This window comes from Sphingobium amiense (assembly GCF_003967075.1).
Lineage (GTDB): Bacteria > Pseudomonadota > Alphaproteobacteria > Sphingomonadales > Sphingomonadaceae > Sphingobium > Sphingobium amiense.
The window spans coordinates 624,268-636,358 of sequence record NZ_AP018664.1; the positions used below are offsets into that span (position 1 = coordinate 624,268).

The 12,091-nt window shown below is 61.2% G+C and carries 8 protein-coding genes; 3 read left to right on the top strand and 5 right to left on the bottom strand.

What is annotated here, in order from left to right:
* Positions 1-168: 168 nt before the first annotated feature.
* The gene (locus SAMIE_RS02955; RefSeq protein ID WP_232037357.1) at positions 169-768 is read right to left on the bottom strand and encodes an HD domain-containing protein; all 600 of its coding nucleotides are present in this window, start codon (positions 766-768) and stop codon (positions 169-171) included.
* Positions 769-1,534: 766 nt separating this feature from the next.
* Between SAMIE_RS02955 and SAMIE_RS02960 the strand changes: the two genes are divergently transcribed.
* A complete protein-coding gene (locus SAMIE_RS02960) occupies positions 1,535-2,356 on the top strand; it encodes an alpha/beta fold hydrolase (protein WP_197724664.1) in 822 nt (273 codons plus the stop codon).
* A gap of 138 nt (positions 2,357-2,494) precedes the next feature.
* On the opposite strand, the gene SAMIE_RS02965 is transcribed toward SAMIE_RS02960, so the two are convergent.
* Together SAMIE_RS02965 and SAMIE_RS02970 are read right to left on the bottom strand one after the other, a co-directional pair.
* Positions 2,495-5,563 carry a TonB-dependent receptor gene (locus SAMIE_RS02965; RefSeq protein ID WP_066697710.1) on the bottom strand — a complete coding sequence of 1,023 codons (3,069 nt, stop codon included), beginning with the start codon at positions 5,561-5,563 and terminating at the stop codon, positions 2,495-2,497.
* Between the two features lie 306 nt (positions 5,564-5,869).
* The gene (locus tag SAMIE_RS02970) at positions 5,870-7,444 is read right to left on the bottom strand and encodes a PAS domain-containing sensor histidine kinase (protein ID WP_332004663.1); all 1,575 of its coding nucleotides are present in this window, start codon (positions 7,442-7,444) and stop codon (positions 5,870-5,872) included.
* 73 nt (positions 7,445-7,517) lie between these two features.
* On the opposite strand from SAMIE_RS02970, the gene istA reads away from it, so the two are divergent.
* Positions 7,518-9,041: an IS21 family transposase gene (istA, locus tag SAMIE_RS02975; protein ID WP_126516717.1), complete on the top strand. Its 1,524-nt coding sequence runs from the start codon at positions 7,518-7,520 to the stop codon at positions 9,039-9,041.
* On the top strand, positions 9,031-9,813 hold the full coding sequence (gene istB / locus SAMIE_RS02980) for an IS21-like element helper ATPase IstB (RefSeq protein ID WP_126516718.1): 783 nt from the start codon (positions 9,031-9,033) through the stop codon (positions 9,811-9,813). Before istA ends, istB begins: the two co-directional genes overlap by 11 nt.
* Positions 9,814-9,891: 78 nt before the next feature.
* Here istB and SAMIE_RS02985 read toward each other — a convergent pair whose 3' ends face one another.
* On the bottom strand, positions 9,892-10,620 hold the full coding sequence (locus SAMIE_RS02985) for a tyrosine-type recombinase/integrase (RefSeq protein WP_126516719.1): 729 nt from the start codon (positions 10,618-10,620) through the stop codon (positions 9,892-9,894).
* A gap of 262 nt (positions 10,621-10,882) precedes the next feature.
* Positions 10,883-12,064, bottom strand: coding sequence for a Na+/H+ antiporter NhaA (gene nhaA / locus SAMIE_RS02990; RefSeq protein WP_066703572.1), 1,182 nt, complete (start codon positions 12,062-12,064; stop codon positions 10,883-10,885).
* Positions 12,065-12,091: the final 27 nt, after the last annotated feature.

The window sequence follows — 12,091 nt, forward strand, 5'->3', positions numbered from 1 at the left end:
GAACCGAACGGCGGCGTCCGATGCTGTTTCCGACATAGATGTGCCACGGTGTTCACCGCTGGTGCCGCGCTGCTCAGCTCGTGCTGGCGCTCACGCGAGCGCTTCCAGGCGTGTACTCAATGTGGCCCCGACGACGGAAGGCGGATCGGTGCAGCCGGCCTTACAGTATTAGGAGCGCCAGTCGGAGCCCAGGATGATCGTGCAGAAATCCATTCGCCTGAAGCTGGGATCCCGCAAGGCGAGCACGTCGTCGTTCACGGTGCCAAACGTAGTATCGGGACGATGCTTCATTCCGGCATAGAATGCGTCGATGATATCGTTCTTGAAGCTCGGGCCACGGGGATGGGCCTGCACCACTGCATCCCGCTGCTGATCCGGGACCTGATCATAGGCAAGTCCCAGCACATCCATCTCCACCCCTGCCGTTACAAGCGCGATCTCCGGATGCATGTGCTCGGGTATGCCTGGCGTTGTGTGGAGAGCGATGGCCGTCCAGACCTTCTCGATATCCCGCTCGCTGAGGCCGTGGCGCTCCAGAAAGTCGCGCGCCGCGTTGGCGCCGTCCACCTCGAAGCGAAATTCGCTGTCACGATAGCGCTCGGTGAGGCCGATGTCGTGGAACATCGCTCCGGTATAAAGGAGTTCCGGATCGAATATCAGGCCCTTCCTTTTCCCGGCAAGCGAGCCCCAAAAATAAACGCGCGTTGAATGATGGAACAGGAGGTCACTTTCCGTGTCACGGATGAGTTGTGTCAGTTCCCGGGCCATGGCGCTGTCCGGAATTCGTACTCCGTCTATTTCGAAGCTGGGCATCGCCTTCCTTCCGCAATAGCGAGCGACCGCAGGACATATTTCTCCTGTTCGCGCTATTTTAGCGACGCCTCCTGACGATTCCACCGGCGCAGAGCAATTATACCTAGGTGTACGCGATACCGCGGGACGATTGTTCGCTGGCGCCATTGTCCCGAGTTCGCCAACGAGGCGAATGGGGACGGCTCCAGCCGGCGGCCAACTTGCGCCTCGGCATACCGTCACGACCGACGGACCGGCGGTGTCCACTCCCGGGCGATCGCGGATAAACGGCGCGTCCGGCGAGCCGGTATAAGAAGTGCGCACCGATTAGACCCACGTATAATTGATTGGCGTGCCCTTTCAGATCATCCGACTGGCATCGCAATTGGCGAAAATGCGTCCATTCGTAGAATATAGATCATGTAAATATCGTGGTCTTAAGGTGCATCTTTGCTAATATTGTGAATATCTAAACAGTTATGTCGTGAGTAACTGAAATATCAGGCGCGATAAGTAGGTACTGACAACGTCGATGTTGTCCCCGGCCACCAACTCGCCTTCTAAGGAATCAATAATGAACAGCGATGATCGGCCTGTCAGATCACTTGCATCGCGACGGACCGTTCTGGCGGCTGCCGGGGGTGCCGTGGCCGCGATAGCCCTGCCGCGTGCTGCGCTGTCCGCTCTGGGACCCACGCACTCCGCAACCCCTTTCCCCTCAACCGTGAAGGACCATGACGAAATGACCACGATCACCACGAAAGACGGCGCCAAGATCTTCTACAAGGATTGGGGCACCGGACCGGTCGTCACCTTCTCTCACGGCTGGCCGCTCAACTCCGATGCCTGGGACCCGCAGATGCTGTTCCTCGTGCATCACGGCTATCGCTGCGTCGCCGTGGACCGCCGAGGGCATGGGCGTTCCAGCCAGTCCTTCGTCAACAACAACATGGACGGCTATGCCGACGATCTCGCGGCGGTGGTCGAGGCGCTCGACCTGAAGGACGCCACCATGATCGGCCATTCGACCGGCGGCGGCGAAGTTGCGCGCTATATTGGGCGTCACGGTACGAGCCGGGTCAAGAAGGCGGTGCTGCTCGCCGCCGTTCCGCCAATCATGCTCAAATCGGAAACCAACCCGGAGGGGCTGCCCATCGACGTGTTCGACGGCCTGCGCCAGGGCGTGGCAGGCGACGCCTCCCAATTCTACAAGGACCTGGCGATTCCGTTCTATGGCGCCAACCGGCCTGGCGCCAAGGTGTCGCAAGGCATCCTCGACCAGTTTTGGCTGTGGAGCATGCAGGCCGGCCGCCATAACGCGTATGAGAGCATCAAGGCCTTCTCCGAGACCGATTTCAGCGAGGATCTGAAGAAGTTCGACGTACCGACCCTCGTCCTCCACGGCGAGGACGACCAGATCGTGCCGGTGCATGACTCCGCGCGGAAGTCGGCGCGGCTCATCAAGGGCGCGAAGGAAATCTACTATCCCGGCGCTCCGCACGGGCTCAGCGCGACGCACACCGATCGGGTCAACGCGGACCTGCTCGCCTTCATCCAGTCGTAAACGTCACGCCGGGCGGCCGGTTGGCGAGAAACTCTTCGCCCGCCGGCCGCTTGGGAGCTGCGAGATTGGATCACCCGCGCAGCCGCGCAGGAACCTCGGCCGGTGCAGCGCCCCCAGCGCCCCGCGCCCCCAATGCCCTCAGAAGCGGGTGGCAATCTCCAGAATGAATTGACGGCCACGAGCATCACCAAGCGTGCTGTAGCCGACCTCATCGGACGCTCCGGCAAGCGGCGGCACTACGACGGGCGCTCGTGTGCCGAGCAGGTTGCGCACTCCCAGGCGGTAAGAAATGGCGGGCGCGTGGCTCGATGAAGAAAATGATCCGCTACGGAAGCCCACGTAGCCGTCTACATAAAATTGCGCCGGGATATGTAGCGCGCCCTGTTCAAGTAGCCTCGATGCGTTGGCGGCCTCAAAGCTCGACGCGGACGATGATCCTGGCTGATAGGCGTAGGTGATGCGATAGGACCCATAGCCTTGAATATTCATTCCTGCCGACCAGGCATCGCGGCTCCAGTCAATGCCTGCGTTGCCGCGAAGTGCTAGAGGACCGTTGAAGCTGTTGGCCATATTGAATGCCGGCGCGTTCGGAATTCCCCGCCTTTTGAGCGTGGGTTGCCACGCGAACCTGCCGTAAACCTGAAATTTGCCAACTGCGGTCTCGCGCGCATAATCGAAGGCGGCGTCCACCACCTGCAAGCTCGATTGGCCGTCCGTGAGATAGCTCGCGTCCACCCTTGTGATCGGCCCTACAGAATAGCCGCTGGCGATATCTGCGGGAGTGGGAGGGGCGCGGGTGATCCGCCCGGGAAAGGAGTCTTCCCGGTCGACGAAATACTGGAAGTCGCCAAGAGCGTAATCTGTAATCTCGTGAGTGGTCTTGAGAAAACTGTCGTCGATCGACAGGCGGAAGCCGGGCGCGAAACCGGGTCGAAGCACCGCTCCGATCGAAAGCGTCCGCGCTCGCTGCGGGCGCAAGTTGGGCGAGCCGCCGAGCAGATACACGGTTTGGTTGGTGCTGCCCGGATGGAGACCTCCCCGCTTCGGATCGTCAATAATGGAATCGTAGGTCACAGTGCCCACCGGAGCGATCTGCGAGGGCGTTGGCGGCGTGTATCCGCTTGCGAAACTGGCTCGAAGCATAACCCCGCTAACGGGCGTGACGCGCAGGCCAGCGGTCAGGGCGGTCACGCTGCCCCGCGCTGTTACGCTTGACCCATAAACTCCTGCGGCCTGAAGCAGCGTTGCTTCTAGAGGGACCTTCAACTCGTAAAAATCCTGGCGGAGTGCGAACTGGAATTCCAAGCCTCGAAGAGCTGCAAGGTGACTGTCATCGGCAACCAGTGGTACGCGCGCCTCAGCGAAGGCCGACCCGACCCGAAACCTTTGGCTCGAATAGGATGTGGTGGACGGGGGAAAAGGGAAAATTGCATTCCGCTGATCGACCTCGCCCGGCGACCGATCCTCTCGCAGCTCGCCGGTAATCGTCACGGACGCTGGCCCGGCGGGAAGGCGAAGCGGCGAGCCGGCGATTTTCAGATTTACGTCGCGCAACCTGTCAGTGGCGCGCGTTTCCGACACCCGCCCATATCCGGCCGCCGATAACTGGGAGGCGATCGCCGCGCCGTCCTGGAAGAAGTTGATTCCCCTGCTGGCGATCAAGGATCCATCGGTGGCTGTCGTCACTTCAGCGCGGCCAGTCGCAGCGTCGAGGCTCGAGGTCCAGCCGTTCCCCAGCTCGACGATTGTGCCGATCATCAAGCGATCGGTCGTCGTCCGATTTCGAACGTGCCCGACCAATCCCGGGGTTGGAAAGGTTACACTGATGATCTGCTGGAAAGGGTTGCCGCCTTCACCCGGCCCGAGAGTTGTCTGGCCCTGTGCGACGGCTCCAATGCTGGACCGGCCCGCCGAAACAAGCCGGAGGTAGTCGATGAAGATAGCGGCATGGCTCCCGATGTCCTGCCGCAAAGTTGCCAATAGCGACGTCATTCGACTCGGGGTGACGAGGCTCGCCAAGTCACCTTGGCCGTCGGGCGCGCTTGAAGAATCGAGGCGGCCCGCGTTTGCGACAAGCACTGCCGCTCCCCCTGCGCCAACAGCCGGAGCGTTGAATGGCAGGAAGGTGGTCGAGCCGTTCAACGCCTTGCCTCCGAAGCTCGGCAACAGCTCCAAGGTTTGGGTTCTCGAAGTCTGGATGTTTATACTGCCAGATACCGGCAAGAAGCTCGAAGGATCGCGCTTGATACGAAGTTGCCGCGCATCCTTGATGTATGAGCGGTCCCCAAAGGCGAGGCCTCCGTCATCAGTCCGGCTGGCACGAACGGAGAGCCTGGTATGTCCACCGCGGCTCGTATAGCCGATATGTCCGCTTAGGGCTCTTCCGGCGGCGTCGCCCTGCTGCGCTATGCTTGATCGCGCTACCAGCTCAACTCCCTCGAATTCGCTTTTGGTGACGATATTGACTGCACCCCCGGTCGCGCCGATTCCGAAAATCCCTGCCGCGGTCGTCCCGATCGTCTCTACTCTGTCGATGCCTGTGATCGGGATCGCACTTATGTCCGATTGAAGAAAGTCGCCTATGCCCGGCACGCTGGGCATGCGGCGCCCATTCACCAACACGAGTGTTTGCTCAGTGCCGAGACCGCGCATGTCGACCTCGGACCTCACAGATGCTCCCCCCATATGGGGCATCTGATTTAGCGACGTCGACTGGGCGTTTTGAGGCAAGCGAGCGCGAAGAAACTCATCGGCGGTAGCGGACTGCGACCGATCGATCTCCGTCCTGTCAAAGATCGCATAGGGCTGGATGTCGTCGGCGCTTCGGCGAATATCAGCGTTCAACGTCCGCTGGCCGATCACCAGGATTTCCGCAATCGGTTCCTCGGGCGGGGCGGGCGACGCTCCCCTGGGTCCCACGGCTGCAGCAAAAACGAGATATGCTCCGCCGGCCGTCCTCCTGAAACTAAGCCCGGTACCCGTCAGCAAAGCTGCAAGTCGTTGCTCGGGCCCGGCTCTCGGCCGATCAATGCCCGCCGCTTTTCCGATCGCGAGTCGCTCGTCGAACAGAATTTCGATGTGCGTTTGCCGCGCTAGACGAGTCAGCGCCTCGATTAGATCTGCCCTTTTGCCAGCTTCGGCACGAACTGATGAAAGGGTCGCCAGGACCGCGAGGAAAAGAATTGCTGCTTTCAGCGCGGCGGTCATTGGACCGAAAGCGAGCGAGCCGACGCTCCGCGGTCGCTGGCCCGCAATCACGAGTATGCCGTTCGGGTCCCACCAAGAAAGCTGGCGGGATCATGCGGGTCATCGATCCTGTAGCGATCATGTGAATACCAAGGCCTTGCGCGAAGTCTTCTCGTGCCGCGATAGCGAACTGCCGCAGCGCCTCGACCCACGCTGCTAATTGCCTGCGGGTCTGCCAGGATGCTGCCGAAGAGGGGCCGGCCTGCCTGATGAGATTCGAGACCCCGCGATCCGAGCGCCGGCAGCCAGGTGAGGGCGCTATCTCGCTTACTTTTCATGTCCGCCAATGGGCAGGCTGAACTCGAATCTGGCTCCCTTGCCAACATTTTCCGCGACCCTGATCTTGCCACCATGGCGATGGATGATCGACCCACACACCGACAGGCCCATCCCCATTCCGTCAGGTTTCGTAGTAGCAAACGCGGTGAACAAGCGGCCCTTGATCTCCTCTGCAATGCCCGGACCGGTGTCGCTGACGGCCACGACGATGCTGTCGTTCGACTGACCGGTTTCGACCGTTAGCTCCCGCTCCACAGCTTCCTCTGTCGCCATCGCCTGTACGGCGTTCATAACAAGATTGATAACGACCTGCTGGAGTTGGATCCGATCTCCTCTGATTGTTGCCAGGTTTCGAGTGAGATTGGTTCCAGTCTCGATATTGGCTCTTCGCAATTCGTGCCCGAGCAACAAGATTGTTTCCTCGACGAGAGAATTGAAGTCGACATCCTCGATCATGGGCGCGTCGTTCTTCGCAAGCGATCGGAAGCGATTTATCACTTCCCCTGCACGGCGAGCCTCCTGGATAAGGCCTTCCAATGACCTGGCTGCGGCTTCAATGTCTGGCTTCTCGCGCTTCAGCCAGCGCAGTCCAGCTTGACCATTGCTTATGATGCCGCCGAGCGGCTGGTTCACCTCATGAGCGATCGAAGCGGTCAACTGTCCCAGGCTCGTAAGCCGCATCGCGTGGGCGAGGTCGGTCTGTGCCTCCAGCAGGGCGGCCCGGGCCTCGTTGTGCGCGGTAATGTCGGCGACGGAGATAAAGACGCTATCTCGCGATGCCGCTTCCGGCGGAAAAGAGGTCGTGAAAAGGAGATCGACAGGTCGCCCATCGAGCCTCCGCAACCGGGTCTCCGTCTCGTAGCTCGGCCGACCTTCGAAAGCCGCAATCATGGCCTCGGCAAAGGTCACTTCGCTTTCTGTTGGCCAAATGTGGCCGACCGAGCCGATCAGGTCCTGTTTCGTCGCGGCGCCGAACATCGAAACGCTCGCGTCATTGACGGCAATGGCGCGCGTCAGGTCTATCGCCTCGCGCACGAACCGCGGATGATCGCGCAAATACTGGCGTAGGTCGGTCATGCCCATAGCGGCCAATTCGCCAATCCTGGCCCTTACGGCTGAGAAGTCGCATTCCCAGATCGAGACGCTCGTAGTCTGGAAGATATTGCGGTAGCGCGCCTCGCTTCGGCGCAACTCCATATCGGCTCGCTTCCGCTGCGTTATGTCGTTCCCGGTAGACAGGACACCCGCCGGCCGCCCCCGATCGTCGAGCAACAATGAGCAGCGCAATTGGACGACGAGCTGTCGCCCATCCTTCGAGAACGGCTCGACCTCGCCATCCCAGCTTCCTACCGCAATAAAGTCGTCGGCACTCATTGGGGGAACGGCACCACCAAGGCGCAGCATTTCACATGCTACCCGGCCGCAAGCTTCTTCCGACGTCCATCCATAGAGATCCACCGCGCCCTGGTTCCAATACGTCAGGATGCCGTCGAGCGTGCGGACAGAAACGCTATCGTGGGTCTGGTTGTTGATTGCCGCTGAGAAGTGACCCGGGGAAGCCAGTAATTTTCACTGAGAAGTGACCCATGTTTGAACACGTCCCTGGCTTTGAGCGGGGGACCATGGAGTGTTGGACATGGCATTATTGAGCGTCATCCGGCGCTGGCATTACCGCGATCATCTGTCGATCCGGGAGATAGCCAAGCGTACCGGTCTATCCCGCAACACGGTCCGTAAATATCTGCGGTCAGACACAGTCGAGCCGCAGTTCAAAGTGCCCGAGCGGCCGAGCAAGCTGGATCCGTTCGTCGATCGGCTGACGGTCTGGCTCAGGCGAGAGATGGGCCGATCGCGCAAGCAGAAGCGCACGATCAAGCAGTTGCATGCCGATCTGGTGAGCCTGGGCTTTGACGGGTCCTATGGCCGTGTCGCGGCCTTTGCTCGTGCCTGGCGCGATGATTATCGCCGCCAGCAGCAGATGAGCGGCAAGGGCACCTTCGTGCCGTTGTCGTTCGCACCGGGTGAAGCATTCCAGTTTGACTGGAGCGAGGACTGGGCGATCATCGATGGTGTCCGCACCAAGCTGCAGGTTGCACACTTCAAGCTCAGCTACAGCCGGGCCTTCTTCGTTCGAGCCTATCTGCTCCAGACCCACGAGATGCTGTTCGACGCCCATAATCACGCGTTCCGCGTGCTGGGCGGGGTGCCGCGCCGCGGCATCTATGACAACATGCGCACTGCCGTCGACAAGGTCGGGCGCGGCAAGGATCGGACCGTCAACGCCCGCTTCCTCACGATGGTGAGCCATTATCTGTTCGAGGCAGAGTTCTGTAATCCGGCAGCGGGTTGGGAGAAGGGGCAGGTCGAGAAGAACGTCCAGGATGCGCGGCATCGCCTGTGGCAGCCCGTTCCCCAGACCGAGACGCTCGACGCCCTGAACAGCTGGCTGGAGGATCGCTGCAAGGCGCTGTGGCAGGATATCCCGCACGGGATCGAACCGGGCTCTGTCGCTGATGCCTGGGCCGAGGAGGTGGCAAGCCTGATGCCGATGGGCAGGCCGTTCGACGGCTTTGTCGAATATGGCAAGCGGGTCTCACCGACCTGCCTCGTCCATCTGGAGCGCAACCGCTACAGCGTGCCGGCATCCTTTGCCAACCGCCCTGTCAGCGTGCGGCTCTATCCCGACCGCTTCCTCGTGGTGGCCGAGGGGCAGTTGCTGTGCGAACACCAGCGCATCATCGAACGATCCCATGATGGGCCAGGACGCACTGTTTATGACTGGCGCCATTATCTGGCAGTGGTCCAGCGCAAGCCTGGCGCCCTGCGCAATGGCGCGCCGTTCCTAGAGATGCCCGATGCCTTCCAGCGGTTACAGCGCCATCTGTTGCGCGCTCCCGGCGGCGACAGAGAGATGGTCGAGATCCTTGCCCTGGTGCTGCATCATGACGAGCAGGTCGTACTGCGCGCGGTTACCATGGCGCTGGAGTCCGGTGTTCCGACCAAAACCCATATCCTCAACTTGCTGCACCGGCTGATCGACGGCAAGCCGCTGACGACACCGCCGATCACGGCGCCCCAGGCGCTGAGGCTGGTCAGCGAGCCCCTTGCCAATGTGGAACGCTATGATGCGCTGCGCGGGGAGAACCGCCATGCGTCATGATCCCGCCAGCGGCGCCATCATCGTCATGCTGCGCAGCCTCAAGATGCATGGCATGGCGCAGGCCGTCACCGATCTCATGGAGCAAGGCGCGCCCGCGTTCGACGCGGCCGTCCCGATCCTGTCCCAGCTTTTGAAGGCGGAGACTGCCGAACGGGAAGTGCGGTCGGTATCCTATCAGCTCAAGATCGCACGGTTCCCGGCCTATCGCGATCTGGCGAGCTTCGACTTTGCCAGCAGCGAGGTCAACGAGGCGCTGGTCCGCCAGCTTCACCGCTGCGAGTTTATGGACGTGGCCGACAATATCGTGCTGGTCGGCGGACCCGGAACCGGCAAGACCCACATCGCCACCGCCCTAGGCGTCCAGGCCATCGAGCATCATCGCAAGCGCGTGCGGTTCTTCTCCACGGTCGAGCTGGTCAACGCGCTGGAACAGGAGAAGGCGCAGGGCAAGGCAGGGCAGATCGCCGGAAGGCTTGCCCACTCCGATCTCGTGATCCTCGACGAGCTTGGTTATCTGCCGTTCAGCGCCTCAGGCGGCGCCCTGCTGTTCCATCTGCTGAGCAAGCTTTACGAGCGCACCAGCGTCATCATCACCACCAACCTCAGCTTCAGCGAATGGGCCACCGTGTTCGGAGATGCCAAGATGACCACCGCGCTCCTCGATCGGCTCACCCATCACTGCCACATCCTCGAGACCGGCAACGACAGCTTCAGGTTCAAGAACAGCTCCGCTCAGCAGCCCAAAACCCGGAAGGAGAAAACCCCATCTTGACCCACCCCTGACATCCGAAACATAATCGCAAGGTGGGTCACTTCTCGATGAAAACCCCGGGTCACTTCTCAGCAGCAATCAACAGGCCTTGAAGAAATCTGGCATCTCCTCGTAAGCGATCGCGGTGTAGTGGCCAGTGCTCAGCTTCTTCCGCTTCGGAAGACGGTGGATCAGATTGCCTTTCCAACGTGCCGGATTCTCCCAGGGGCTCTCGATGTGATTGCCTGCCTTGGCGGCATCAAGGATGGTTTCGATGCGGCCGCGAACTCGTCCGGCCGTATCCGGAATCGTTGTCCAAATCGGCCGAAGCACGTCGAGCACATCGTCCGTCGTGACCTCGTTCACAGGCTTCTCGACGATAAGCTTGCAATGGTTCGTGATCGAATTCCGCCACTGCCATCGGTGCTTCTCGTTCTTCCAGCCTTCCTCATGGGTCGAGATATATTCTTCGGCGAAAGTGCCGAACGTGGGCGTCACGTCGGTGCCCTCGGCCTCGGCCGCCGCCACGGCTTCTTGTGCCTCCCTCGCTTCAATCGCGGCAGTCTTTCGAAGCGCAAGAGGATCATTCCCTCTTGCAATCAGCTCCCGCGCAGTGGCGGCCATCTCTCTGATCTGTTCGATCGTGTACTCGGGATTCCTCCCGAGGAACATTTCACGACGCTTCCCCTCGCGCATCCAAAGATAGATCCAGCGCTTCGAGCCGTCTGGCCGAACGCGCAAATACAGCCCGCCGCCGTCGCTATGCCATCCGGGCTTCTTCAAGGATTCAATCTTCTTCGCGGTCAGTTTGTGGATCGCTTTCGCCATCCGTGTTCCTCCTTCGGTCCCTGCACTTCCGGCCCGAATTCCCGCCCTAAAAATTGCCCTAAAAATGGCGCCAGAAGTAGGCGATCATGGGCGAGCGTTGGCGGTCGATAGCGGAAACGTCATGTGCATGCTGCGGGATAAAAACATAGCGAAATCACTGGCTTATTGGAAGAAAAATGATCGATTTCCGAGCCGTAAATTTGGGGGATACGATCCCCCTCGGCTCCACCATTTCCCTGCATCTGACGATAATGGCAGGATTTCAGTGTCCTGCCGCCACCGGTCTGGGCGGACACTCGCTCTTCGCCAGCCGCAGGACGGCGGCGCCGAGCAGTCCGGCGAGCAGCGATCCGGCGAGGATGCCGATCTTCGCCTCTGCCTGAAGCAGCGGCGCGTCGGGGAAAGCCAGCAGCGTTATGAACAGGCTCATGGTAAAGCCTATCCCGCACAGCAGCGCCGTTCCCGCCGTCTGCGCTCCGGTCGCATGAGCGGGCATGTCGGCGAGCCGCAGCCGGACCGCCAGCATGGTGAAGCCGAACACCCCCACAAGCTTGCCGACGAGGAGGCCAAGCGCCGCGCCCAATGTCACCGGCGCCACCAGCGCTTCGGCAGGCAGGCCGATGAGCGACACACCCGCATTCGCAAGGCCGAAGATCGGCACGACGAGAAAACCAACCGGGACGTGCAGCCAATGTTCCAGACGATGGAGGGGGCTGTCGTCACCGGCCTCACTTTCTCCGATCGGAATGGTGAATGCCAGCAGCACGCCCGCCAGGGTGGCGTGGATACCCGACCGCAGCACCAAGAACCACAGCAGCAGGCCCAGCAGCAGATAGGGCATCAGGCGACGCACCTTCATCCGGTTCAGCGCGATCAAAATCGCGAGGGTGACGCCAGCCGCTGCGAGATCGGGCAGCGATACGCCCGCGGTGTAGAAAATCGCGATGATGACGATTGCGCCGAGATCGTCGATGATTGCCAGCGCGGTCAGGAAAATCTTGAGCGACACCGGCACGCGGTCTCCGAGCAGGGACAGCACCGCAAGGGCGAAGGCGATGTCGGTCGCCGCCGGAATTGCCCAGCCGCGCAGCGTCGCGCCCGAATTGAACAGGCTGTAGACCAGCGCGGGAACCAGCATCCCGCCCAGCGCGGCGATGCCGGGCAGAACCCGACGCGGCCATGTCGCCAATTGCCCGTCTATCGTCTCCCGCTTGATCTCCAGCCCGACGAGCAGGAAGAACAGGGCCATCAGCCCGTCATTGATCCAGTGTTCGACCGACAGCGGCCCGGCTTTCGCGTGGAGCAGCGCCTCATATCCCTTCCCCAGCGGAGAATTGGCGATCAGGAGTGCAAGAGCCGCGGCTCCCATCAGCATCAGGCCGGACGAAGACTGGCCCTGCAGGAACTGGCGAAGGGCGCTGGAAAAGCGCAGGCGAGCGACCATGATGTTCGTCTCCGGCAAAGAGGCGGC

Excerpts from the sequence above, each read along its gene's own strand:
- SAMIE_RS02955 (WP_232037357.1), bottom strand. The coding sequence starts at position 768 with ATGGCCCGGGAACTGACACAACTCATCCGTGACACGGAAAGTGACCTC.
- SAMIE_RS02960 (WP_197724664.1), top strand. The coding sequence starts at position 1,535 with ATGACCACGATCACCACGAAAGACGGCGCCAAGATCTTCTACAAGGAT.
- SAMIE_RS02965 (WP_066697710.1), bottom strand. The coding sequence starts at position 5,563 with ATGACCGCCGCGCTGAAAGCAGCAATTCTTTTCCTCGCGGTCCTGGCG.
- istA (WP_126516717.1), top strand. The coding sequence starts at position 7,518 with ATGGCATTATTGAGCGTCATCCGGCGCTGGCATTACCGCGATCATCTG.
- istB (WP_126516718.1), top strand. The coding sequence starts at position 9,031 with ATGCGTCATGATCCCGCCAGCGGCGCCATCATCGTCATGCTGCGCAGC.
- SAMIE_RS02985 (WP_126516719.1), bottom strand. The coding sequence starts at position 10,620 with ATGGCGAAAGCGATCCACAAACTGACCGCGAAGAAGATTGAATCCTTG.
- nhaA (WP_066703572.1), bottom strand. The coding sequence starts at position 12,064 with ATGGTCGCTCGCCTGCGCTTTTCCAGCGCCCTTCGCCAGTTCCTGCAG.